General features: G+C 45.5%; 25 protein-coding genes. 9 read left to right on the forward strand and 16 right to left on the reverse strand.

From position 1 onward, the window contains the following. Positions 1 to 103: 103 nt before the first annotated feature. Positions 104 to 2,185, reverse strand: coding sequence for a DNA polymerase III subunit gamma/tau (locus QUA90_RS24605; RefSeq protein WP_333448184.1), 2,082 nt, complete (start codon positions 2,183 to 2,185; stop codon positions 104 to 106). Here QUA90_RS24605 and QUA90_RS24610 point away from each other — a divergent pair. Both QUA90_RS24610 and QUA90_RS24615 read left to right on the forward strand, forming a co-directional pair. Continuing rightward, positions 2,165 to 2,308 carry a hypothetical protein gene (locus tag QUA90_RS24610; protein ID WP_333328180.1) on the forward strand — a complete coding sequence of 48 codons (144 nt, stop codon included), beginning with the start codon at positions 2,165 to 2,167 and terminating at the stop codon, positions 2,306 to 2,308. The genes QUA90_RS24605 and QUA90_RS24610 overlap by 21 nt on opposite strands. A 415-nt stretch (positions 2,309 to 2,723) precedes the next feature. Then, the gene (locus QUA90_RS24615; protein WP_333328182.1) at positions 2,724 to 3,635 is read left to right on the forward strand and encodes a hypothetical protein; all 912 of its coding nucleotides are present in this window, start codon (positions 2,724 to 2,726) and stop codon (positions 3,633 to 3,635) included. 17 nt (positions 3,636 to 3,652) lie between these two features. Here the strand turns inward: QUA90_RS24615 and QUA90_RS24620 are convergent, their stop codons facing one another. The 4 genes from QUA90_RS24620 to QUA90_RS24635 form a co-directional block, all read right to left on the reverse strand. Beyond that, the gene (locus tag QUA90_RS24620; protein ID WP_333389069.1) at positions 3,653 to 4,375 is read right to left on the reverse strand and encodes a DevA family ABC transporter ATP-binding protein; all 723 of its coding nucleotides are present in this window, start codon (positions 4,373 to 4,375) and stop codon (positions 3,653 to 3,655) included. An 88-nt stretch (positions 4,376 to 4,463) separates the two neighbouring features. Further along, a complete protein-coding gene (devC, locus tag QUA90_RS24625) occupies positions 4,464 to 5,624 on the reverse strand; it encodes an ABC transporter permease DevC (RefSeq protein ID WP_333389070.1) in 1,161 nt (386 codons plus the stop codon). A gap of 196 nt (positions 5,625 to 5,820) precedes the next feature. Beyond that, positions 5,821 to 7,464: an HlyD family efflux transporter periplasmic adaptor subunit gene (locus tag QUA90_RS24630; RefSeq protein WP_333448185.1), complete on the reverse strand. Its 1,644-nt coding sequence runs from the start codon at positions 7,462 to 7,464 to the stop codon at positions 5,821 to 5,823. A gap of 71 nt (positions 7,465 to 7,535) precedes the next feature. Next, a complete protein-coding gene (locus QUA90_RS24635) occupies positions 7,536 to 8,273 on the reverse strand; it encodes a phycocyanobilin:ferredoxin oxidoreductase (protein WP_333328208.1) in 738 nt (245 codons plus the stop codon). Between the two features lie 139 nt (positions 8,274 to 8,412). Between QUA90_RS24635 and tatA the strand changes: the two genes are divergently transcribed. Then, the gene (gene tatA, locus QUA90_RS24640; protein WP_333328211.1) at positions 8,413 to 8,604 is read left to right on the forward strand and encodes a twin-arginine translocase TatA/TatE family subunit; all 192 of its coding nucleotides are present in this window, start codon (positions 8,413 to 8,415) and stop codon (positions 8,602 to 8,604) included. Between the two features lie 165 nt (positions 8,605 to 8,769). Here the strand turns inward: tatA and panB are convergent, their stop codons facing one another. The 5 genes from panB to QUA90_RS24665 form a co-directional block, all read right to left on the reverse strand. Then, entirely contained in the window at positions 8,770 to 9,546 is a 777-nt protein-coding gene (gene panB, locus QUA90_RS24645) for a 3-methyl-2-oxobutanoate hydroxymethyltransferase (protein ID WP_333328214.1), read from the reverse strand. 532 nt (positions 9,547 to 10,078) lie between these two features. After that, positions 10,079 to 10,564, reverse strand: coding sequence for a hypothetical protein (locus QUA90_RS24650; RefSeq protein ID WP_333448186.1), 486 nt, complete (start codon positions 10,562 to 10,564; stop codon positions 10,079 to 10,081). A gap of 21 nt (positions 10,565 to 10,585) precedes the next feature. After that, the gene (locus QUA90_RS24655; RefSeq protein WP_333448187.1) at positions 10,586 to 11,419 is read right to left on the reverse strand and encodes a hypothetical protein; all 834 of its coding nucleotides are present in this window, start codon (positions 11,417 to 11,419) and stop codon (positions 10,586 to 10,588) included. Positions 11,420 to 11,515: 96 nt separating this feature from the next. Continuing rightward, a complete protein-coding gene (locus QUA90_RS24660) occupies positions 11,516 to 11,950 on the reverse strand; it encodes a hypothetical protein (protein WP_333448188.1) in 435 nt (144 codons plus the stop codon). Between the two features lie 64 nt (positions 11,951 to 12,014). After that, positions 12,015 to 13,793, reverse strand: a complete 1,779-nt coding sequence (locus tag QUA90_RS24665) for a serine/threonine-protein kinase (protein WP_333448189.1) — start codon at positions 13,791 to 13,793, stop codon at positions 12,015 to 12,017. A gap of 612 nt (positions 13,794 to 14,405) precedes the next feature. Here QUA90_RS24665 and QUA90_RS24670 point away from each other — a divergent pair. The 3 genes from QUA90_RS24670 to QUA90_RS24680 all read left to right on the forward strand — a co-directional run bounded on the left by QUA90_RS24670 (position 14,406) and on the right by QUA90_RS24680 (position 16,765). Beyond that, the gene (locus QUA90_RS24670; RefSeq protein ID WP_333045238.1) at positions 14,406 to 15,836 is read left to right on the forward strand and encodes a form I ribulose bisphosphate carboxylase large subunit; all 1,431 of its coding nucleotides are present in this window, start codon (positions 14,406 to 14,408) and stop codon (positions 15,834 to 15,836) included. A gap of 137 nt (positions 15,837 to 15,973) precedes the next feature. After that, complete coding sequence (rcbX, locus tag QUA90_RS24675) at positions 15,974 to 16,384, forward strand: RuBisCO chaperone RbcX (protein WP_333328228.1); 411 nt, start codon at positions 15,974 to 15,976, stop codon at positions 16,382 to 16,384. A gap of 45 nt (positions 16,385 to 16,429) precedes the next feature. Further along, positions 16,430 to 16,765 (forward strand): ribulose bisphosphate carboxylase small subunit, encoded by a 336-nt coding sequence (locus QUA90_RS24680; RefSeq protein ID WP_190745620.1) that lies wholly within the window; start codon positions 16,430 to 16,432, stop codon positions 16,763 to 16,765. Between the two features lie 80 nt (positions 16,766 to 16,845). On the opposite strand, the gene QUA90_RS24685 is transcribed toward QUA90_RS24680, so the two are convergent. From QUA90_RS24685 to QUA90_RS24695, 3 genes are all read right to left on the reverse strand, one after another. After that, positions 16,846 to 17,484 carry a restriction endonuclease subunit R gene (locus QUA90_RS24685; RefSeq protein WP_333328231.1) on the reverse strand — a complete coding sequence of 213 codons (639 nt, stop codon included), beginning with the start codon at positions 17,482 to 17,484 and terminating at the stop codon, positions 16,846 to 16,848. 177 nt (positions 17,485 to 17,661) lie between these two features. After that, on the reverse strand, positions 17,662 to 17,910 hold the full coding sequence (locus QUA90_RS24690) for a hypothetical protein (protein ID WP_333328234.1): 249 nt from the start codon (positions 17,908 to 17,910) through the stop codon (positions 17,662 to 17,664). A gap of 9 nt (positions 17,911 to 17,919) precedes the next feature. Next, a complete protein-coding gene (locus tag QUA90_RS24695) occupies positions 17,920 to 19,143 on the reverse strand; it encodes a hypothetical protein (protein WP_333448190.1) in 1,224 nt (407 codons plus the stop codon). A gap of 254 nt (positions 19,144 to 19,397) precedes the next feature. Between QUA90_RS24695 and QUA90_RS24700 the strand changes: the two genes are divergently transcribed. After that, positions 19,398 to 19,667: a hypothetical protein gene (locus QUA90_RS24700; protein WP_190660572.1), complete on the forward strand. Its 270-nt coding sequence runs from the start codon at positions 19,398 to 19,400 to the stop codon at positions 19,665 to 19,667. 106 nt (positions 19,668 to 19,773) lie between these two features. Here the strand turns inward: QUA90_RS24700 and QUA90_RS24705 are convergent, their stop codons facing one another. Continuing rightward, positions 19,774 to 20,148: a hypothetical protein gene (locus QUA90_RS24705; RefSeq protein ID WP_006632950.1), complete on the reverse strand. Its 375-nt coding sequence runs from the start codon at positions 20,146 to 20,148 to the stop codon at positions 19,774 to 19,776. A 261-nt stretch (positions 20,149 to 20,409) separates the two neighbouring features. Here QUA90_RS24705 and QUA90_RS24710 point away from each other — a divergent pair, with 261 nt between their 5' ends. Beyond that, positions 20,410 to 20,979, forward strand: a complete 570-nt coding sequence (locus tag QUA90_RS24710; RefSeq protein WP_333328240.1) for a Uma2 family endonuclease — start codon at positions 20,410 to 20,412, stop codon at positions 20,977 to 20,979. Positions 20,980 to 20,986: 7 nt separating this feature from the next. On the opposite strand, the gene ruvC is transcribed toward QUA90_RS24710, so the two are convergent. Next, on the reverse strand, positions 20,987 to 21,520 hold the full coding sequence (gene ruvC / locus QUA90_RS24715; RefSeq protein ID WP_333328243.1) for a crossover junction endodeoxyribonuclease RuvC: 534 nt from the start codon (positions 21,518 to 21,520) through the stop codon (positions 20,987 to 20,989). An 89-nt stretch (positions 21,521 to 21,609) separates the two neighbouring features. Beyond that, positions 21,610 to 22,725: a magnesium chelatase ATPase subunit I gene (gene bchI / locus QUA90_RS24720; protein ID WP_333390877.1), complete on the reverse strand. Its 1,116-nt coding sequence runs from the start codon at positions 22,723 to 22,725 to the stop codon at positions 21,610 to 21,612. Between the two features lie 230 nt (positions 22,726 to 22,955). Between bchI and QUA90_RS24725 the strand changes: the two genes are divergently transcribed. Beyond that, the gene (locus tag QUA90_RS24725) at positions 22,956 to 24,383 is read left to right on the forward strand and encodes a DUF4339 domain-containing protein (RefSeq protein WP_333448191.1); all 1,428 of its coding nucleotides are present in this window, start codon (positions 22,956 to 22,958) and stop codon (positions 24,381 to 24,383) included. Positions 24,384 to 24,544 lie beyond the last annotated feature (161 nt).

The following is a 24,544-nucleotide window of genomic DNA, read 5'->3' on the forward strand; positions in this document are numbered from 1 at the left end:
CCGAATTCAAGTTCGAGCGCCCGAATTCAAGTTCGAGCGGCCGAATTCACATTATAAGTAATTACCCGAACCTGATAAAACCCGGTTTTTTTAGTGATCTACATTACCAATCTATAAAATCATCCTCACCTAACTCAGAAGATAACTCGGAAAAATCCGGTTCAGATTCCAATCTAAAAGTTTTCGACTCCCAAATCTCCAGGTCATCCGACAAATCGACTACTTCCCCGTCAAACATATCAGCCAATTTCCTAGCCGTATTCGCGACATATTGAGCGTCATCACGCACCGCTATAGCCTGAGCGTTAAAGTCATTTTGAGAGGCTGTAGAGCCGTTGGTGAGCGATCGTGATTCGGAAATTAGGGGCACATTAACGGCGGTATTTTCAGGCGCTGGCGGGTGTTTTTGTTCTTCTCCCCTATTCCCCAAAAAATCATCTGTAATCTCCGAACTCGCCGAGTTCTGCACCTGTTGGCCGACATCATCCGCAGGATGAGAATTCCTGGGATTTTCGCCAACACGTCCGTTAGAACTTGGCAAATCCTTAGCGCGGGAATTATTAGTTTCAGCGGGATTTGTCAATCCCACTTTTACTGTTACTCGACGGTTAAAAATTTGCAAAAAAGCTTCTTCAATATTAGCTACTTTGTCTTTAACCATATTCAGCAACGGCTGGGAACTAATCTTAACATGAGCAGTATTATTGCTAAAAATTACTAGCTGTCCATGTTGGCGAAGCAGCGATTGAGTTCCATGCGGCCGCACGCGGTCAAGTACCTGTTCCCACACTCGATTTAAATCGATTTCATCGGCTGAATTAGTCGGTGAATAATTTGTTTGATTCGTTTCAGCAGTTGGTACAGGTGCGGGAATCGCTGCAGGAGGTGGGCTTTCTGTTCGATTAGCCACAGGCTGCGACTGAGGCGGAGGATTTTGCGAATTGGGAACTGAAGATTGTTCAATATTAGATATCTGACTCCCCCCCGATTGTAGGGGCGGTGCCCCCGTGCCCGCCCTGGGTTGGGGGGGGTGATTTTGTGGTGGTTGAGTAATATTTTTAGCTGGTTCCGCTGTTGGTTGCTGCTGAGTTCTAATTGCTGAGGGCAACAATCCCAATAGCGTTACTTCCAGCCACAAACGCGGCTGAGTAGTGTTTTTAATTTGCACTTCGTGGGTTTGCAAATGTTTCTGACCTGCCAAAATCAACTCCGCATCCCAATGGCGGCCAAAATCCCCCAGTTTTTCCCAAGTTGCCGATGTTAAAGCTACTAAATCTGACCGTTTTGGTGCAGCTTTAGCTATTAGCAAATCTCGGTAAAAGCTGGCGAGACTTTGCAGCACGATTAGCGGTTCCCGACCGCGATCCATGAGGTGGCGGGTCATGTCTATTAGTGCTGTAGCGTTATCTGTATCAATAGCTTGCAGCAAATCCATTAAGTCATTTTCGGGTACTGCACCGACTAAATCCCAAACCTTTTCGACTGTTACTTCACCCTGAAATAAGCTTAGTTGGTCGAGCAAACTTTCGGCATCTCGCAGACCACCTTGGGCGATTTGAGCAACCATTTGTACTGCATCGCTGGCAATATTGATATTTTCTAATTGGGCAATTTTGTGCAAGTGAGCAATCATTGCATCGAGGGGGATGCGGCGGAAGTCGAACTTTTGGCAACGAGAAATAATAGTTGGTAATACTCTTTGTGGGTCGGTTGTTGCGAGGACGAATACAACGCGATCGGGCGGCTCTTCTAATGTTTTTAATAAGGCATTAAATGCCTGGGTACTGAGCATATGAACTTCGTCGATTACATATACTTTATAGCGGCATTGTACGGGGGCAAATTGAGCTCGTTCGATCAAATCCCGAATGTTATCTACTCCGGTGTTGCTGGCTGCGTCAATTTCGATGACATCTAGTGTCGAACCTCGGGCAATTTCTTGGCAAACGTTGCATTTGCCACAGGGTGTCGGGGTAGGGGCAACCGTAGAAATACAGTTGAGAGATTTGGCGAAAATTCTGGCACTAGAGGTTTTACCGGTGCCTCTGGGGCCGGTGAATAGATATGCTGGTGCTATGCGCTCTTGTAGGATGGCGCTGGTGAGCGTTTGGGCGATCGCCTCTTGACCGACTAATTCGGCAAATGTCTGAGGGCGATATTTGTGATGCAGGGGTTCGTAGGTCACGATCGAATATTGGTGGTATTAGCTGTAATCTTAGCTAAGGAGACGTTGTTCGATCGCACCACAGCTCGACTTTCACAGCAAGCCGCCCGGTGGGCTTGCACGGCGGGAGTTAGCCAACAGTAGGAATTAGCACTCTCCCAACGTCCGCCCCTCGATCGTCCGGGCGATCGGCTGTTCTGCTTGATGTTTTCCGCTGCTGGCTCCCAGAGTTACTATTAATTTATGTGTATTTCTTTTTATTTTTCTAGAAAAGGAGACCCTCGAACAAACATTTTTTTTAGCTGTATTGGTATAATATATTACAGACAATTCACCATTTCAATTGGTCAGTACCAGCACGCGATTTTCCGATATTTCGGAAACTGGCTTGCAGTTAAAGATAAAGTATTAATTAGAGGGTGCGTGCTCCAGTTGCAGAAATCCAGTTGTACCAAGATGATGGTGGAATGATGTCAATGTGGGTTGATCCAGTTGCACTACCAGCTCTACTCTGGAGTCCTGTATAAATATAGCGTCAAATTTTACCCTTTAAAAGCCCATGTCAACCCAAATAATCCTTGTAGAACCAAGGTTGGCAGTAGCCTCTCCCAAACCTAAACAGGCTAAACCCGGAGATCCGTCCTCAGACCAACTCTTCATGGGAGCGTCGGGATTACTGTTGTTATTGCTTATCGGTTTAGCGGTGTTTACCAAGCTAAAACTCGACGATTTGAGTAAAAAGCTCAAATTTGAGGAGTTTAGAAATCGAGAACTCCAGAAAAAATACAAAATGGCTCTGGAAACCATGTTAAAGATGGAAAAGAATCCCGACCTTATCCACTCGCGAGACTTTAATTTAGACTACCTGAGAATGCGAATGGCGGAAGAAGTATTTCACTTTGCCATTGTGAACCAGATTAAGGTAAAAGTCAAAGAAAAAATTAGTATTGCTCTGCGTCCGACTCAGGGGGCAGTGGGAGATAAAAACGGGAATGCGGGCAGTGGCAGGCAAGTGGATTCGATGTTTGATATCGAATACGAAACTGGCGATCCGGCGGTAAAAATAGAAAAACGAGTGCTGTTTCGGATTCAAATTAAGCTGATGAAACTGCCGACTCAGGCAACATCAGCGACAATTAATCAAATTATTGACTGTTTGGAAACTTATCTGAGTCCTTCAGACGACCACGACAGTTGGCAGCCGACAATTCAAGGTCGCATCGTTCATATTGAGTGGGATCAAAAAGCCAAGCCGACGCCGATGTTGGTGTTGGAACAGTCGAATGAAGGGGTGAATGTTACCTTTAGGACTACGAGAACGCCTGCGGGCCGACCTACAAATGCCAATGATAGCCAATTGATAGGAGCTAAGGGTCAAAAAAGTGGCAAAAGTAGTTCTAAAACTCCAGCCAAAGGTGCAACGAAAAGTCCTGCCAAGGTAGGAGCAAAGCGTCCTGGTTCTCGGAAATAAGTTGAGGTGGGTTAATATTATTTTCCCGAAAGAACGCCTGTGGCAGCCGCTGTTGATGTATCTTGTGCGAGGTAGCCGTCTTCCATGTGAATAATGCGATCGGCTATGTCTAAAATGCGGTTGTCATGGGTGACAAGCAAAATAGTGCAGTGCTGTTCTTTGGCCAAACCTCGCATAATTTCTACCACATCTCGACCTGATTTACTGTCTAGGGCTGCTGTGGGTTCGTCTGCTAATACTAATTTCGGCTGGCTGACTAATGCGCGGGCGATCGCAACTCTTTGTTTCTGGCCACCAGAAAGACTGTCGGGGTAATAATCTATTCTTTCTCCCAAGCCTACAGCTTGCAGCATTTCCTCTATTTTATCATTAGTTTCTTGGGGAGAAAGATGGTTGTGCAGGTCGAGGGACATTTGCACATTTTGCCTAGCTGTCAAGCATTTAAGCAAATTGTGAGCTTGGAAAATATAGCCGATGTCGCGACGGACTTTAACTAATTTATTTTTCGGCGTTCCCCGCAATTCTTGGTCGAGAATTTTAAGACTACCTTCTTGGATCGATCGCAAAGCTCCAATCAAGGTTAACAATGTTGTTTTACCAGACCCAGAAGGTCCAGTCATCAGCACGATTTCGCCCGGATAAATTTCGAGGTTGATATCAAATAAGGTATGTTTGCGAAGTTGTCCTTCACCGAAGGAATGATTGAGATTTTTAATCGAAACAACTGGTAAAATATTCATGGGTAATTTGTAGCTGTTAATTCGTAATTGGTAATTGGTATTGCCTTCTTTCTTCTTTTTTGATTCTTTCTGCTTCCTGCTTCCTTCGTTAAAATATATCTGCCGGATCTGCCGCCTGCAATTTCCTCACTGCGATCGCCCCCGACACAGCACACATGACAACTGTCATAATAAAAACAGTCATAGCTTTCGCCAAAGTCATATACATCGGCAAACTCGTAGCACTTCTCCCTAAATTGTACAGCACCAAAGAAACTCCAAACCCCGGCAAATAACCAATAATTGCCAAAATCAAAGCCTCTTGAAACACCACACCCAAAAAGTAAATGTCCTTATATCCCATCGCCTTTAGCGTAGCGTATTCGGGTAAATGATCGGTAACATCAGTATAAAGAATTTGATAAACAATCACTATCCCAACGATAAATCCCATTGCCGCGCCGAGAGTGAAAACAAATCCGATTGAGGTACTTTCCTGCCAATATTTTTTTTCAAAATCTACAAACTCTTGTTTAGTAGAAATTATCACATCTTTCGGCAAAGTTGCCCTCATTTTATCAACAACAGCCTTAACATCTGTTCCCGGCTGCAAGTGAACAATACCTATATCGATTAAACCTCTTGTTCTCCGCGTCGAAAAAATCCGCAGAAAGTTCAAATCGCTGGTGACAAGATTTCCGTCGGCACCGAAAGAGGCCCCTATAGTAAATAAACCATCTACCCTAACGCGGCGATTGTCAACTTCACTTTCAACAACTTTTCCCTGTTTGAAATATTCTGCTACCGGCCCAAACTCCGGCCGGGAAGCTTGGTCAAATAAAACCACATCTGAAATTTTGATTTTGTCCAAATTATTTTGGATTTCAGGCAGATCAAAGATGGGATGAGCGGGGTCAAAACCAATTACCATCAATTGCCGAGTATTTCGCTGGTTGGGGTCGGGGTTTTTCCACAATCCAAAGCCTAAATATACGGGACTAATTGCTGTAACACCGTCAAAACTCAAAGCTTGATACAAGCGACGCTGGGGAAAACTTTTCATGGCTATTAAAGCCGTAGACTGAGTGCTGGTGATAAAAATATCACCTTTTAACTTCGAGTGAAAGGTGATGGAGCTTTCAAATAGTGCGTCTCTAAATCCGAACTGCATAAACATTAGCAAGTCGGCGAAGCCAATGCCGGCTAATGCGACGGCTAAGCGCATTTTTTCGCGGGTTAATTGTGCCCAAGCTAGTGGTATTTTTGCCATAAGAGTCAATCTATTTTAGATTTTAGATTTTAGATTTTAGATTTTAGATTTTGGATTTTGGATTGAATAATTTTAGGATTTAAGCACGGGTGTTGAGAAACCGGGTTTTTTACCCTTATATTTGATTCACACCCTTAATCTTGGTAAAAAACCCGGTTTCTTGAGTGCCCATGCGTAAGTTTTGTCAAGGTAAAATTTAGATATCTATTTTGACTTCAACCTGCAAGTTTGTTAGGGTTGCAACTTTCTTGCTCGATTCCGGATCGAGGCGAATTCTTACTTCGATAACTCTCGCGTCGGTGTCGGCGGCGGGGTCTGTATTAAGGACATCTTTTTTGCCGATTTGTTTGCCGATGCGATCGACGGTTCCTGCCAAAGTGCCTGCAAATACGGGGCTGCTGACTGTTGCGCGCTGGCCGTTTCGCACTTTGGCGATGTCGGTTTCGTAAACTTCTGCTACGGCGTACATTTGGTCGGTGCCGCCTAGTTCTACGATGCCATCTTGAGTGTTGACACGTTCTCCTTGTCGGCTGTGAACTTTGAGGATGTAGCCGGATACGGGTGCTTTGACGTAACTTAAGTTTAAATCTACTTGAGCTTTTTGTTTGGTGGCGATCGCACTTTCGACGGCGGCTTGGGCGGCTTGCACATCTTCGGGGCGGACTTCGGCAATTTGGTCTAGATTTGCTTTGGCTTGATTGATTTGTTCTTGGCCTGTTTCTGCTTTTTGTTTGAGTATTGCTTCGGCTTGATTGATTTGTTCTCTACCAGTTTCTATCTTTTGATTTAAGGTGGCTCTGGCTTGGTTAATTTCCTGCCTACCTGTTTCTAACTTGCGTCTGAGATTGGCGCGGGATTGATTGATTTCCTGCTTGCCTGTTTCTACTGTTTGTTTGACTGTGGCTTTAGTTTCGACTATTTCCTCACGCAAAGTTTGCACGGTTTTTTCTAATACAGCTTGAGCTTCTTTTACTCTCTGGCGAGCGGTCTCTACTGCTAAACGTTTGGTGTCGTAGGCGGAAGCAGAAATTGCGCCTGTTTCTGAGAGTTCTTTATTGCGTTTTTCCTCGGCTTCGGCGTTGGTTAATTCGGCTTTTAGCCGATCGACTGTAGCGTTTTGAGAGGCAATTTCGCCGCGCAATTGAGCTTCTAGCCTAGCTAATTTGGATTGATGCACCTCTGTTTCTCTTTCTAGTTGTGCCTCAAATTTAGCAAGATTAGCTTGTTCGGCTTCGGTTTCTCTTTGCAGTTGTGCCTCGAATTTGGCGACGTTAGCTTGTTCAGCTTCGGTTTCTCTTCGCAGTTGAGCTTCTAAGCGGGCGACGTTAGCTTGTTCGGCTTCGGTTTCTCTTTGCACTTGTGCTTCAAACTTGGCAACTTCTGCTTTTTGAGCGCCGACAACGCCTGTTTTTGCGCCTGCTTGAATTTTTGCTAATTCTGCTTGTTTGACTTTGACTTCTTTGTCGGCTTGTTGGAGGATTGCTTGGAGCCGATCGCGCGTATCGAGAACTGCTATGATTTGTCCTTGACTGACTCGATCGCCCTCTTCCACCTGCAACAGTTCAATTCTTGCTCCCTCCGACGCCGAAGGGGCCGACAATTTGATAACTTCCCCCTGCGGAGTCAACCTACCCAAAGCGGTAACACTGTTGCGGGTGGCGACGGAAGTTGCAGCAGCCGTTGCAGCCGCCGCCTGTAACTCTTCGGCTTTTTTAAGTTGAGATACTTGCCAAAAACCGACTCCTGTGGTAATGAGAGTGGCGGCGATCGCTAAACCGATGATTCCTCGCCCTGGGGGTTTTAAAAATGATTTATCCTTGACCCGTGATTCCTTTACCATTACTTATAAAGTAGGTGATTTCCTAATTAAGTTTTGTCCACCTACTATTAAGTATTGTAAACACTTTTCAGCTATTTAGGGATATCAAAAAGCACCTCGGTCATATAATGTTCGGCCCAATCTTGACCGAAAGCTTTTTCGAGTACGCGGCGGGTTTTGTCGTTTTGCTGCTGCTGGGTGCAGTAGTAAATTTGAGCGTCGAGAATTTCCGATGCGTCGGTGGCAGAGACAGGTTGGGAAGCGACTGCCTGTTTGCAGTGAATTTCAACGTAGGATTCAACAATATCCAAAAACCGACTGTTTTCTTCGATCGACTCTGGGCGCACAAACAGACAAAATTCTGAGAAAATATCCCCCCATTCGGGAATTTGGCGGGGACAAGAAAATTGCTTAATCGGCAAAATTCCCAGTTGGGTTCGGTAGGTTTCCGACAAAGTTCGATCTCGATTGAGGGGAGAAAGGTCTGCGATCGCGGCGCTAACTTGGCCTTTGCCTGCTACGATATCCGTGCCGAACATCGGCAAAGCATAATTCGGTCTGGGAAACATCACGCAGTGCAGAATGTCAAGCAAGGGCCCGACTTTAGCGAGTTCGAGGTGTATTTTGCGGAACTGGGGCGTTTGATAGCAGCGGTTTTCAATGATCAGTTTTTCTCCTTCCAAGCGGCCTTCTACGTATCCCAACTCAGCGGGCAGGTGGTAGGGTTCGAGGTCGAGATAGCGATGCCATACTGCTTCCATCCGGTCTGCTAAATCGCGGATGAGATGGTGCTGTTGCTCGCGCAGAGAAGGCTGGGATGTTTCTAACATTCTTATTTATCGTGCGATAGCTTAATTAAACTTGATTCTACTGTTGCAGGATGCAGGAAAAAAGGTAGATACTTTAACAATATCAGTAGATTGACTTAAGATTGACTTACGAGCGAGCAAGTTTTACAGGAGATTTTGTATGTTTGGTCTGGGATTGCCCGAAATGGGCATTATTGCGGTGGTTGCCATACTAATTTTCGGCCCCAAGAAGATTCCTGAGTTAGGAAATGCTTTGGGCAAAACGCTGCGGAGTTTTAAGGAAGGGGTTGGTCTAGCTGAGGATGAAGCTGTTGAGAAGGATAAAGAGGAAGAGGGCCAGCCGAAAGTGTAAATTAGGTTTGTAGTGAGGATTTTATAGCAATCCTAAATGAGTAGTCGTAATTTTTTTACCCCACCCCAACCCTCCCCGATGCCTTGGGGAGGGAGTAAGAAATTCACAAATGATTGAGGATTGCTATAGTCCTCATTGTTCAGGACTCAAGTCCTCACTAAGAACCTATTCGGGAAATTTGCCTTCTCTAACTTCGAGGGAATAATCTTTGACAGCTTGGGTAATCGTTTCTCGCAAATTGGCGTAAGCTTTCGCAAAAGGCGGCTGTTTTTCGGAAAGTCCCAACAAATCGGAAGTAACTAAAACTTGACCGTCGCAGTGCGGCCCGGCGCCGATACCAATGGTGGGAATAGTTAGTTTTTTGGTAATTTGAGCGGCTAAGTCGGCGGGAATGTGTTCTAAGACGATCGCAAAGGCACCGGCTTCTTGAAGGGCGATCGACTCTGCTATGATGCGATCGGCTGCTTCGGCCGTTTTTCCTTGTTTTTTGTAGCCGAGTTGGTGTACCGACTGCGGAGTTAAACCAACGTGCCCCATCACCGGAATTCCGGCGGATGTTAGCTGCGAAACTGTGGCAGCCATTGCTGGATATCCACCTTCTAATTTTACAGCTTGAGCGCCAGTTTCTTTCAAAACTCTCCCCGCCGAGTGCATGGCTTGCTGGGGACTTTCTTGGTAAGTCAAAAACGGCAAATCGACAACAATTAATCCTTGTTTAACTCCGCGGCGCACTGCTTTAGCGTGGTGCAGCATTTCATCGAGGGTTATGGGTAGGGTTGTCTCGTAGCCTAAGACTGTCATGGCGAGGGAATCGCCGACTAGGATGATATCTACGCCTGCTTCATCGATGAGTTGGGCGATCGCATAATCATAAGCTGTCAGGGCAACAATTGACCGCCCTTGTTGTTTCCACTGAATTAATTGATGAGTAGTGACTGACATTTTAGTACAAAAATATAATATTATTTCTGGATATTACTTATAATATCAAATCCGGGCGATCGCAGATTATATTATCGATCATTCTGCCATTGAAATCGCTTAAGAGTCAAACTTTCGTTCCAGCAGAGGGGGACTAAGAGTAAGATGAGAAAATTAGATAAATTGTATACGCGAAAATAACTTTGCATTCCCTCTGCGGGCAAAAGAATTAACCCCTGATTTTTCAAGTCCCCTTCTCAACCCAAATTTTCCTGGATCATTGAGCCAAGTCAAGGTTCTTCTCCTGCAGGACGTTCTACACAATCATACCTGCCTTCTCGTCCAGCTACGGCAAAACCAACATTTTTGAACAGAATACATTTTCTGGTTCATATTGCTGGATTTCCTGGGACTTCACCAACTAAAGTTAAACTTAACTGAGAGATCGTACAATTCAGCGTACATATTATATTATATCTATGTTTGAACAATATTTGTAACTGAGAGCGCTGTGGTTCTTTATTGTTTAATTTGGGTTGACAATTGTTGCACATTAATAGCAATAATGCTCTCTAATTATTGAATTACGAAGCTTCTGCCATTCTTGTTTAGAAACATCTGCACGAGTTTTGTCACCCGATGGATCGCGGATATCCCAAATAGTATCTGCAATCCGATCCTCTTCGAGGGCTCCGCTAACGAGCGATCGCCCATGAGAACGATAATCGAAGTCCCAGAAAGCATCACCGACGCAATCTCCTTGTGTAGTAATCATTTCTCGATCGACTGTATTACGAATAGCATTCCATTCGCGGATGTAGGCAGAAGAATCGTCAGATCGCAATTTGCGGCCTCCTAATTGAGGATTCACTCTATAAAAAAACCAATCCGTAAACCTATCCACAGCTTGAGTTCGTGATTCATAATCGCGCGCTGTAGCACAGTCTAGATTGGCAACACCGAGTACCAGGGCTATAGCTAACGCCAACACCCCTAAAAAATGCGATTTTGACTTAATTGAAAGTGATTTAATTAGCACGATTAAACCCAATAACAATTATCAATCTCCCCGATATCGCTGGTGATAAATCTTTTGTTGCCATCCATCTCTAGAACAAGAACTTCCTCCTGTTTTAGGTGCGAGAGTAGATAAGCACCAATAAATTTTTCCATCAAAAATAACGCCTTTTTTGATATATTGTAACTCAGAAAGAGGTTGCCACGGTCGCTCGATATTAGACTCATCATAATATCGATATTGTTTTCCCTTTACCTCTAAACCCTGATCCGTACCTCCCAACCAATAACGACCTTCTTCAATTATGTTTGATGACGATTTTTGTTGATTGCTATTTGTCTTTTTCTCAATCCACCAATTCCTCACAAAACGTTTTGTATTTTCAGCACCTCTTGTCGTAGCGACTATAACTAGCAGTTCTCCTTGTTGATTGATAAACTCAAAACGACAAGGCCCCTCTCCTGTACCAGAACAATCCTTAATCTCTTTATATCCCAAATCAAATAGCTCTTTAACAGAACGATCTCTGAGGTTGGGTTGACTTTGTAAGCTGGGCTGCCACCCTTGTTTAATCAGGATTTGACGCGCATCTTTGTATGGCATACCTTGTTGAAGAGGTATTTTTTTTTGGGCATTTACAGAATTTTCAAGGCTGACTTGAACTTTTTTATTTAAAGCCTCGATTGTTGAATTTTTTTCTGGATTATTCAGGTAATTTTTTTTACTTGTTGTATCGATGTTTGCACTATTTATGCTGGGAAGTTGTTGCTGTGGGGCAGCATCCGCCAAACTTGTATATCCAATGGCGATTAGTCCAAGCAAGGGTGCAATAATTCTGGTTGTAATAACAGTGCGATCGCATATCCAACTTTTCATACTCATCGGTTTAAAACTTTCTTTTTACAGAGTTGTGTAGAAATGACCTCTAGGAGTTATTTTCGGATAAATGCTGCGGTGTAAGGCGATCGAGTCTCACAGTCCACAATTGGAAATATACATTTCGCGTCGAATTGCTGACCATTCACTAATGCCGATCCGATCGCTTTTGGGAATTGGCTGTCCGGTGCGTTGAGGATGGCGACTGTAAAAAATTGTATCTGCAAGTAAATCGTAGGTTTGCTCGTAGGTTTCGCCGTTAATTGTCGTGAATTCCCATCCTGTCTCTTCTGGGGCTGGCATAAAACAGACTTCTTGTACCGACTTAACTCGTGGATCGATCGCTTCGCGCAATCTCCGCCATTGATTGCTATATTCGCGATCGCCCGCTTGGAGTTTGCGATTGTTTAACTGAGGATTAACCCTGTAGAATAAGAAATCGGTCAATCGATCGACGGCTTGTTCTCGCGATTCGGCTTTGGCTAGATTGGGGCTGCTGAGGACAAGGGCGATCGCCAGAGCACCAACCATTGAAAATCTTGAGACAAATTTAATTGATAACGACTCGATTAGCATACTGATGTGGTGTTAATTTCTACCGCCAGCCCAACCACCTGAGCACGGGCACAACTAAATAATGACTTACGCCCAAACAAAGCCCGATCGCACTTCCCAACAAACCAAAAAACAGAATTGAACCCCAAACTTGCAGCCAGCCGAAGGTAACGTTAGACAGTGACAAAATCCCAAAGAAACTCCCCGGAAAAATGTTCCAAGCATTCAGCAACAGAAACATTCCCGTAGAGAAAACAGCCACTACCAAAGCGTGAACTAATTGATGACTCCGCAAACCCATTCCCACAGTCATAGAGGCGATCGCAAAAGCTCCCAAAATAACCCCCTCCACACCACTAGAAGCTGTTGCTTCCATCCAGCACAAACCCGCCAACAAATAGCCCTGAGCTCCCATCAATCCAGACAGCCAATACTGTTTTTGCTGGCGAAAACTCCCCGCATCCGTCAAACCGATCGCAGTTCCGAACCCCGCCAACCCAAACAGCAGCACTTCGGGCCCGACAGCGAAAGTCATGTTAGGAATTAATTGCTGCAAACCTTCGTTCAGAAAACTGGCAATTTCCGGGCCAATAGGCGAAGCATAACCCAAAACCAAACCGCCGATCGCCCCCGCACTTCCACCAACCGCACCCAGCACCATTTCCCAGCCCGTATCCAGAGAAGCTACCACGATTTGGGCGATCGCGCCGAACAGCAAAACCGTCAAATTTGCCGTTTTTTGCGCCCCTGTTACCACTACTTGCCGGCAGAATTCTACAATAGCTTGACCCATTGGGGCGATCCTCTTCGAGGGCTTCGCTAACGCGATTTTGCCCTTACTCCTAGCATAAATCTCCTGCAAACGCGCCCGAACATCGCCAGCAGTCGCCGGACGCTGCTGCACATTCGATCGCACCATATCGTCTAACAAATTCGCCAAAGCCGGACTCACAGCTACAATGTGGCGCCACCGCAACTCCCCCGTCATCGGATCTTCAATTTCCGCCGGATACTTCCCCGTCAGCAAATGAATACAAGTCCGCCCCAGGGCATAAAAATCCGTCGCCGGCACCACACCGCCTCCCACAATTTGTTCCGGCGGACTGTACCCGGGCGAAATCAACCGCGTCGAACTCGGAGAATCTTTTCCCGCGGATTCGACACCGCCCATCTGTTTAACTCCCCCAAAGTCGATCGTCACCAATTGCAGTCCGCCCAAACCCTTGCTTAGCAAAACTTGGGGCGATTCCGGGTCTCGCAGCATCAAATTTGAGGGTTTAATGTCGCGGTGAATAATTTGACACCTATGCAACTCCTCTAAAATTTCCACAGCTTGACTCAGCCAACTAAACACCCATTCCTGGGGACATCCTTGAGGGTGCTCGTCGAGAACCTCTTCTAAAGTTTTGCCGTGAATCTTTTCCATTACCAAACAAGGCAGCCGCTTCGCCGCAGGATTTCCATCCCCGCCTGCAAAATTTTGCGTTTGGACGTGAAAATAACCGTCAGGCTCGACTCTAGGGACGCCAGGGTGCCGCAAAAGTGCCAAAACCCAAGCTTCTTGCTCGAACAGTTTCAGGGCTTTCGCGGAAGTTTCGAGTAACACTTTCAGGACGCGCTCGGTTTCAGTTTCTGTGTCCCAAACTGTGAAAATTGCTGCAAAACCCCCGGAACCGAGGCTTTCTAGAGGCACGTAGCGATTTTTTAGCCGCAGCGGAGCCCCGCAACTATGACAAAAATTGTTGCCCCAAGTCTGAGGGTAGGGCCTTGGGCAATCTGGATTGATGCAGTGAACGGCTTTTGAAGGGGGGTGAGGCACAACCAGAGTAAAAATGGGGCTAAATATCCATAGTAGACTTACGCGCTGCTAACGCAGAAACCCGGTTTTCAGCGAGGTTAAATGGCTGTAATGACGGATTTGGTTTGAGAGCACAAGTCCTGTCCATATTATGTGCTATGCTGTCGATTTTTGAGTTGGCGGGCCCAGAGTCACGGGATTTGAGATTTTGGATTTTAGATTGCTACATACTGAATTGTAGTTGAGATCGATCGGGCGATCGATCTTAACTCCCAACCACAACTTTAGGTATTTCTAACTACTTCCCCCTGGCCCATTACCCCTTACCAATTCTGATTTTTAAGTATTAAATTCTTTACATAAACCGTATTGATTCCCTGTTCGGCTCGCTGCACAATATATTTCGCTCGCTCGAAATTCCTCCCCACTCTGCGATCCCCAGCCTTTCCTCCTGCATCCTTCGACGCTGGCTTTTCATAAGATATGTTACAAATATTTGCCTAATGTAAAGCAAAATAAATAATACTTATGATGATTAAAAGAATATTAAAATTTCAGAGTGACACTTTGTTGATATATTTTTAACAGCCTGCGATCGGGCAAAAAAATTAAGCGAATACTAGGAAGCGAGATATGGCTTACGCGCAAACCCAAACTCAATCAAAGGCTGGGTATAAAGCCGGAGTTCAAGACTATAAACTAACGTATTACACGCCGGACTACACGCCGAAAGATACAGATATTTTGGCTGCCTTCCGCGTCACACCGCAGCCGGGAGTTCCCCCAGAAGAAGCAGGCGCTGCTGTGGCTGCTGAATCTTCTACAGGTACATGGACGACTGTTTGGACTGACCTCCTGACCGACCTCGACCGCTACAAAGGTCGCTGCTACGACATCGAACCAGTTCCTGGTGAAGACAACCAATACATCTGCTTCATTGCCTATCCTTTGGATTTGTTTGAAGAAGGTTCCGTCACCAACTTGCTGACCTCTTTGGTCGGTAACGTGTTCGGTTTCAAAGCTCTGCGCGCTCTGCGGTTGGAAGACTTGCGGATTCCCATTGCTTACCTGAAAACCTTCCAAGGCCCTCCTCACGGTATTACCGTTGAGCGGGACAAATTGAACAAGTACGGCCGTCCTTTGCTGGGTTGTACAATTAAGCCCAAATTGGGTCTGTCTGCTAAGAACTACGGCCGTGCCGTTTACGAAGTTCTGCGCGGCGGTTTGGACTTCACCAAAGACGACGAAAACATCAACTCGCAACCGTTCATGCGTTGGCGCGATCGTTTCTTGTTCGTTCAAGAAGCTATTGAAAAAGCCCAAGCAGAAACCGGCGAAGTCAAGGGTCACTACCTCAACGTAACTGCCCCTACCTGCGAAGAAATGATGGAGCGGGCTGAGTTCGCTAAGGAAATCAAAACCCCCATCATCATGCACGACTACCTGACCGGTGGTTTCACTGCAAACACCACCTTGGCTAAATGGTGCCGCCGCAATGGTATTTTGCTGCACATTCACCGCGCCATGCACGCAGTTATCGACCGTCAGAAAAACCACGGTATCCACTTCCGCGTGCTTGCCAAGTGCTTGCGGATGTCCGGCGGCGACCACCTGCACTCCGGTACAGTTGTGGGTAAACTCGAAGGCGAAAAAGGCATCACGATGGGCTTCGTAGACTTGATGCGCGAAGACCACATCGAAGAAGACCGCAGCCGCGGTATTTACTTCACCCAAGATTGGGCCTCCATGCCCGGTGTCATGCCGGTTGCTTCTGGTGGTATCCACATCTGGCACATGCCGGCTTTGGTGGAAATCTTCGGCGACGACTCCTGCTTGCAGTTCGGCGGCGGCACCTTGGGCCACCCTTGGGGTAACGCACCTGGTGCAACTGCTAACCGCGTTGCTTTGGAAGCTTGCGTCCAAGCTCGTAACGAAGGCCGCAACTTGATGCGCGAAGGCGGCGACGTGATCCGCGAAGCTTGCAAATGGTCTCCTGAACTCGCTGTTGCTTGCGAACTCTGGAAAGAAATCAAGTTTGAGTTCGAGGCAATGGATACCCTTTAAGGATTTTTGGTTTGAGATTTTAGGTTTTAGGTCGCAAACTTGCTGGGAAGTCTTTATCTTTGAAGAAGATTTACAAGTAAGTTTGCATCCAAAATCTAAAATCCAAAATCTAAAATTTGAGGGAGCTGGGGTCAAAAATGGATCTCAAACAAGTTGCGAAAGACACCGCTAAGGTGCTGGCAAGTTACCTAACCTATCAATCCGTGCGGATGGTGGTCGCTCAGTTGAGCGAAACCAATCCTCCTCTGGCAATCTGGTTGAATGATTTTTCCACTAAGGGCAAAATCCAAGATGGAGAAGCTTACATTCAAGAGTTGCTTTTGGAAAATCAAGATTTAGGATTTCGGATCATGACTGTGCGAGAGTATCTGGCTCACGATGTGACAGAATATTTGCCAGAAATGGTTTGTACTGGCATTCAACAGGCGAATATGGAACACAGACGCCAGCATTTAGAGCGAACTACGCAACTTAATTGGTCTGTTTCTAGCAGTAATCCTGAAACATCAATAGATTCTGAACCGAATCTGGATAATTTGTCGAGTTAATCGATCGACAAGTGCGATCGAACACACACCTTAGAGATACAAAAAATGAAGACTTTACCTAAAGAGCGTCGTTACGAAACTCTGTCCTATTTGCCCCCGCTGACAGACGCGCAAATTGCCAAGCAACTCCAGTACATCCTGGATCAAGGCTACATTCCCGGCGTAGAATTCAACGAAACCTCTGCCGCTGAAATGCGCTACTGGACTCTGTGGAAGTTGCCTTTGTTTGGTGCTCGCAGCGTCCAAGAAATCATGGCAGAAGTTCAAGCTTGCCGTCAAGAAAATCCTAGCTGCTACATCCGCGTCATGGGTTTTGACAACGTGAAGCAATGCCAAGTGCTGAGCTTCATCGTCCACAAGCCTAACACCAGAGGCTACTAAAAAGTATTGGCTGGCTAATCTAACTTTTAGGTTAACAGTCATTGCCGACTTGAGGCGGGGAATTTTCCCTGCCTCTTTTTTTATAGTTTGCAAATAGCTTTTAACACTTGCAGCAACAAAATTGAAGAGTCGGGTTCCATCAGGTTTAGCAAAGGCATTAGCTGATAGGTTGGGTTATTGCCCCCCTGAATATTGACGAACTGATAGTGCATTCCGTTTGTTGTCAAACCCCAGATTGTGTCTTGATATTTTAAACTTTGATAAGCATAGGTTAGCAATTGGGATAAACCCATCAATGCGTTGATTCCAGAATTTTTACTTTCAATCACCAAAACCCAAAAATATGTATCGCTTCTTATGGGTTTTATCCTGTTGACAGCTAAGATATCAAACCGTCCTTTAACGATTGTATCTTCATCTTCAATGCTAATTTCGGCGATGTCTTGTTCTAAACTAATTTTAATCGGGCGGCGGTAGAAGCCAGCCAATCGCATTAGGGGAAAGGTAGTCAGAGCTTTTACCAATCCTTCAGAAACTCGATCCGTTGAAATGTAGTCATCGAAGTCATCCCTAATTTGTATAAGTTCCTGCTGTTCGTGTTCTGTGATATCTTCAAGGGATAACAGAGAGGTAAATGAGTTAGTGTAGTGCTTTTCAAAGCCGAACAGACGGTGTACTTCTGCTAATGTTAGGTTTTTGGCATTAATAGTTGTCGTCATATTTTAATAGTTATTTAATTTTTAGTTATAATTATAACATAGACATTGCGGTAGTCCACTTACACCATTCTTAGGAACAGGCTTTTCGGCCCGTTCCACAACATATCAAGTTGTAGGGTGCATCGCCATCGAAGATATTTAAATCCGAGCGAAAATCTCATAGCGACGCACCATACCTTATTGAAGACGATCACAATCTATCCTTTCCATCACAATTCCATCAACTATTTCATAACCCCAATTAAAATGTCGATTTGCCAACTGCTCGGCCAGGTCATATTCGCCTAAATTGCAGAGTTCAACTAATTTTTGATATCCTTCATCTCTTTCTCGCTGCAACCTTTCCCCCCGCAGTTTTTCTCTCTCTTGCTCAGAAGGAGTTGGTCGCTCTTCTCCCAGCGGGTTGATATCGCTAATTCGTTTCATATTTGCTTACTAAAAAGGGATGGATTCGACTATTTCACCGTCTACTATTTCGTACCCCCAGTCGGGGTTTGCAGCGATTTGTTTTTCAACTATACTTCTGCCCAGAGGAGTTTGGTAAGCTTTTTGCAAAGAGGAAATACTGGGGATTTCGGCGGCGGTTGGTGGCTCTTTTTGTTCGAGTTTTGGCGGTTCAGGAATTATTTCAGATGTGGATTGATTTAAGGCAAATTGAGGCGCGATCGCCCCTAATTTCCGCATGACGCTATCCTTGGTAATTGGCGGTTTTTCGTTGAAGGAAGAGGGCAGATATGGTGTGTCAACGCCCTGCTGTTTTGCTTTGAGTGCATCATCGGCAAGGCGATCGCACTTTCGCAAAAATCCCTCCCACAAATCTTTGCCCAAAACCGGGTTTCTCAAATCAGCACGGGCTTTAGAGACTGCTGCTTCCAGCGGTTCGCCTTTGTGCACGTAATACTGAATTCGCTCTTCTTCAAAAGCAGGATAAGGCACTTCCGGTTCGATTTCCCAATCTCGCTTAACTTTCTGACTTTCTCCTAAAGGGATTCCGGCGATAAATTCCTCCCAAAAAGTCGAGGTTAAGCCTTTTGTCATGCTGTCAATAATTTTAAATGCCCATCCAGAAGGATTGCCAAATCCTAAATTACGCTCTTGAGCATATGCTTCTAAAGCTCGCTGAAACTTGTGCAGTTGTTCTTGGGAATTCCAAGGGCCACTAAATCGGTAATTCGGGGTGACAGCCACAGCTATTTGTTGGCGGGGTTGCCCGAAATATTTGTCGGTTTTAACTACATGATTTGGGGGTGATGTTTCGCGGAAGATTTCTACAGGGTGATTGTGACTTTCGCGCCTTATCTCTGTTATAATATCTGGCGGATTCGGTGTCCAAAAGTTATTGAGTTTTTCCTCGAAAGCGTCAATGTCCGCCCAGAGTTCTAGGGTGTCCGTGTTGGGATTTGTTAATTTTTCTTTCAGGAGCGATCGCACTTTGAGCAGGCGTCTCGCGAGTTCTTGTTCTTCGCGATTTAAACCAGTAGCTTTTTCAATTTCGCTGCTGTTGGTTTTCACCCATTCGCCGGAGTTGGACTGTTGTGATTGCCATTGCAATAATTGGCAAAGAAAAATACTTGCCGCGACTCCGCCGGTAATTGGGGCAAGTTTGGGATAGTAGATGGCGGGGTTTCCTAGATTTCCTAAAAATATTCCTATTTTCATTTTGTATATTCTTAATTCCCTTGGATCTTAGGGTTATTATTGGCGCAGCTTAGCTTGCATTCTAGGGGGCGCATCGGGCCAGCTTACCTCGACTAAACTAGCATGGAGAAACTTAAGATTTTCTTTAAGCTTCTGTCTATTCCTGACTGAATGGAGTTTCTAGAGTAAAAACGGGGATCGCTTATTCTATCGCCTGATTGACAGGAGTGAGTTAAACGTAATAATAAATTATTTACTGTAAAGCTCCTGCCAAAATGAATCCAGAACGTCAAGAGGCTTATTTGAACTTAATCGAGCGAGTGCTTACCTGTCCCAACGGCCAAGAACCAGAGGTCTTAAGTTCCTGTTCCGATTTAATTGATGCGGGATTTGTGCAAATGCTAATCCAGATATCGGCTTCAATGGCGCGCGAAGGTGACGAAGATACTGCTAATTTTTTAGTGCAACTTGCTCGTTTGCTGGGGAAATCTTTGGGTTTGTCGCCGGATTTGAGGCCGGCTGGGTACAGTAGTGCAAAGGGGTAGAGAAAAAGTGCGATCGCCTCGTTGTATCATGTTTTGAGAAATGAGGGCGATTCCCTACCCTTCGGGATAGCTTTGCTTCACCTAATTTTTAAATGCAGCTATGGCTTTACAGTTTATATTCGAGAGGCTCGCAAAACTCATTCACCCCAGTTTTAAATACATAAATAATCACCGAAGTCACCAAAATATCAGGGCAAATTTTTGCGGCAACTAAATCTCTAAATGCTGCATTCAATTGTCCGTTTGTCAACTCTTCCTTAACCTCTGATTTGCAGATAGCAACGCGGCATCTTTTGGCCAATCCGTCTAACCAATTTTCTGATATATTCGGTTCTTGTCCCGCTTGAATTGCTAGAGATATCGCTGCATCTTCGATGTTGCCTTCGCAATCTTCGATTGCGTCTAGGGCTTTTAGGGCTTCGGGATATTCCGCTAATTGCGAGCGAAATTGGGCAATTTGTTGTGAGGTAATAATCACCATATTATTTTCCTGTGTTCTCTGTTGGCGGGATAAGTTTAGCAATTAAAGTTGCTATTATAGCATTTTTTGATGGAGGTGGGAATTGGGCGATCGAACTTAATTACATTTTCAAATAATATTTTGCACTTCGCAAGAGTCGGGCTGGGGCTTAATCCCTCGTATTAAAGCTTAAGTCCGGGCTATGAGGAGTGATGTTAAAATTGACCAAATGCGGCGCTAAAATAGGTTGACAGGACTCATATTTATAGAGAGTTAGGAAAAATGACAATCGTTACTTTAAACTTAGATACTGTCGAACTAACCGATGAACAGTTTTACCGTTTATGCCAGATGAATAGAGATTGGCAATTTGAACGGACACCTAAAGGAGAAATCATTATTATGTCACCCGCAGGCGGAGTTAGCGGCAATCGAAAAGCCTATTTAATTACAGATTTGGGCTTGTGGAACCGTAAAACGCAGCTAGGGAGAGTGTTTAGTTCTTCTACACTTTTTCGCTTGCCTAATAATGGCTATCGAGCTCCAGACGTGGCTTGGGTTAGCTTAGAAAGATGGTCTGCTTTAACAGCAGAAGAACAAGAGAAATTTCCGCCAATCTGTCCTGATTTTGCCATTGAATTGCGATCGCCCCCAGATCCGCTGCGGCCGCTTCAGGAGAAAATGCAGGAGTATCTAAACAGTGGTTTACGCTTGGGTTGGTTAATTAATCCTCTAGACGAAAAAGTGGAGATTTATCGCCCTTCTCGCGAAGTAGAGGTTGTACAATTTCCTGTAAGTTTATCGGGAGAAGATGTCTTGCCCGGATTTGTGCTTAATTTGCCCATGATTTGATATTGCATCAAACTTTTTCTGTTTCCAACTGTATTTTCTTCGGACAAATATCATCATCGTACCAACCCGTCAAAGCCACCGCCAAAGCATCCGCCGCATCGTCCGGTTTCGGAATATAAGTTAACTCTAACTCCCGCGCCACGGCCTCTTGCACTTCAGATTTATCCGCATTACCGCGGCCGGTCAAAGCTTGCTTAATTTGAGCCGGCGTAAACTCGAACAGCGGCACTCCACACTGCGCCAATACTAGCGTCAAAACGCCACGCGCTTGGGCTACAAGTATGGTATTTCCCATCTTGTAAAAGAACAGTTTTTCGGCAATTGCTATATCAGGTTTAATCTGTTCAATTACCTCGTGCAAATCGTCGTAAATTGTTTTCAAGCGCTGTCCCATTTCCTGTTTTGGCGTTGTTTGTATGACGCCGCAATCAATCATGGAAACGCTATTTTTATCTTGTTTGCCCGGTACAATTTGACAGCAAATTGCCCCGTAGCCGAGATTTGCTAAGCCGGGATCTAATCCTAAAATTCGTTTTTCCATTGCCAGAATTAGTAATTGGAACTGGGAAGGAGGCATTAAAAATTTGGGAAATGTTTCCTCACTACCAATTACCAATTACCAATTATTAATTACCCCTCAGTTGTTTCTAGGCCGAATACCCGATCGAACACTTTAGTCACTTTATACCCCGAATCTATTGATTCTAGCGGGTCTTTCCGCAATCGGTGCCGCAAACACAGAGTCATCACCCGGCGAATATCGTCCACAGTCACCTCTGTGCGACATTCCAAAGCCGTGAAAGCTTTCGCAGCCCGATTTGTCACCAAATCGCCCCGCAGCCCGTCTACGTCCAATTCCGCGCAAACTTGGGAGATTTTTACCCGCAACTCTCGATCGATAGTTACCGATTTCAACCTTTCCTGGGCTTCCACCAACTTCTGCTGCATATCATCTTGTTCGTGCTGATATTTCGCGAGAAACTCCGGCGGATTTTGGTCAAAACTCGATCGCTGTTCGACAATTTCCACTCTTAAATTCGGGTCTTTTACAGTCCGAATTTCTGCGTGCATCCCGAATCTGTCGAGCAACTGCGGCCGCAATTCTCCTTCTTCTGGATTCCCGGAACCGATGAGAATAAACTTAGCCGGGTGGCGGATCGAAATTCCTTCTCTTTCCACAGTATTCCAACCGCTGGCTGCAGAATCGAGCAAAACATCGACTAAATGATCGTCGAGCAAATTGACTTCATCAACGTACAGAATGCCACGGTTAGCTTTAGCTAAAAGACCGGGTTCAAAAGCTTTAACACCTTCCGACAAAGCTTTTTCGATGTCGATCGTACCGCAAACTCGGTCTTCGGTAGCGCCCAAAGGCAAGTCTACCATTTGGACTTTTTTGCGGGCGATTTTAATCTCCGTTTGAGACATAGTGCGATCGCGCACCTCATCACTCATCAAATCTGGATCAGTGGGATGACTGTTAAAAGGATCGTCAGCCACCACCTCAATTTCCGGCAGCAAATCAGTGAGGGCGCGGATTGTGGTAGATTTGCCAGTACCTCGATCGCCCATAATCATCACCCCGCCAATTTTGGGATCGATGACATTCAACAGCAGCGCCAGTTTCATCTCCTCCTGGCCAACAATTGCAGTGAAGGGAAAAACAGCGCGGCGGGCTGCGGTAGCGGTAACGGTTGGTAGAGCGCCCGCATTTAGGGTATTGCTGACTTCGGCAGTAGGACTCACAGGATAACTCAAAATATAATAATTGCTTGTTTATTGTAGGGGATAAGGGATTGTCTGGAGCGATTCCCTACCGCAACGGGCCCGCACGCGCGTTCGGGATAGCTTCGCACGCGCGTAGTTTTAGGATGCCCACAGAGCACTGATCCCCTTCAACAGGATAACGAGTACGAGTGTTTATTTAAAAAAAGTTTTAATCAACTTGGCACATCCGGCACTGTGCAGCAATTTTTATGGACGATCGCACGGCCCAGAACGATCGGCGCGATGGGACAATATTGATGAGATCCCGTCAAATTATCCCAAACATGAATAATTGGCCGAAATTCCTCCCCGATCCTACATCGTGCGCCAGAGGGTTTGCCTTAAGCATTAGCTTTTGGCTGATTGTTTCTTTACTGTGGCCCAATGCTTACTACTATTCCTACGGATTTAGAAGGACGTACTGGTACACCATCAGGAACTCTGACTGGGAATCTCCGATCGTACTTGCTTGGTTGTGCCAAATCTGGTTATTTGCTTTCTATCACTGGGGGTTAACCAAGTTTGCAGAGTGGGTGGAAATTCGCCGACACAATCAGCAACCGCCGACTGTATCGGCTTGGAAGCACTGGCGGGAAGGCGTTATAGCATTTCTCACACTGCCAGCAGCAATCGTGATGGGAATTCCGCCGACAGCCCTTTTTATGCTGCCGATCAGAAGCTCTTCGGGCGCGCTGATTGCTTTAATTCTAGGAACTGCGATCGCATCTGCTTACCTGTATCACTTCCGCTTTGCAAAGCTGCTTAAAATTATTCTTAAATTCTTATGGATTTTCTATGCAGACCTTCTAAAGATACTTGAACTTTTGTTAGTTCCAGTATTAACTGGTACTCCGTTTTTTCTGCTAACTGTTGCGACGGCCGAAATAGTGCCAATACAGCTACTGCCACTGACAACCTTTCTGTTAGTTATTTGCGTACTGCTAAGCGGGATAGTGGGATATGCAGCTTTGCAGTATTGGTCAGCGCATCTAGTTAATTGGGGCGCGACGTGGTGGCCCGCCGACTCTCCTGGTTACGGCGGGATTCAAGCTCGCAAAGCGTGGAAACACAACAGGACAGCCACCAGCCAATCTTTTGTTCGGCACACAACCAGTTGGCACTTAGCCGCTAACGACACGACCAACCTAATTTACCTAAACCTCATAGCGATCGTACTCGGTGCGATCGGTTTTCTGCTGTTTGGAGAGTCGAAAGAATGGTCAGAAACACAAGAAGAGATTTTAGGATCTGCTGTGGCGCTAGTGTGGGTGGCGGTGTGGCATTTCTGGGGGTGGCCCGGCGAAGTAGAAATTGCTAGAGGTAAGCCGGAGGCTAAGAAAAAGCGATCGCCCAATTCTAACTCACCGCCTCCGAATCCGGTAGAACAAGAGCTAAATCAGCTCAAAGCGACAACTGGAATGAATCGGATGAAACCTGTGAGACCATCGACCCAGCCAACTCCTGAAGTTGCCCAATGGTATGTGTTTCGCAGCGGAGAAGCTAAGGGGCCCTATACAAAATTGCAATTATGGGAAATTCAGGAAATCACAGCCCGAACCAAAGTGCGGCGCGGACAAACCGAGTGGCAGCGCGCCGGTGAAATTCCAGAACTAGCGGCGTACCTCACTCAAAAATAAGACAGTTAAATAATTCACTCTCCAAATTATTCTCGTCGGAGTTGAACGCTTCTCCACAGCTTTAAATATTCAGGTCGAACAGATTCATCAATCTCGTAAGCTAAACTTTCAGGTAAATCGAGTTCGATAATTGACTGCATTGCCCGTATTTTCCCTAAAAA

Origin of the sequence: Microcoleus sp. D3_18_C4 (assembly GCF_036702355.1) — a bacterium.
In the GTDB taxonomy this organism is placed as follows: Bacteria; Cyanobacteriota; Cyanobacteriia; order Cyanobacteriales; family Microcoleaceae; genus Microcoleus.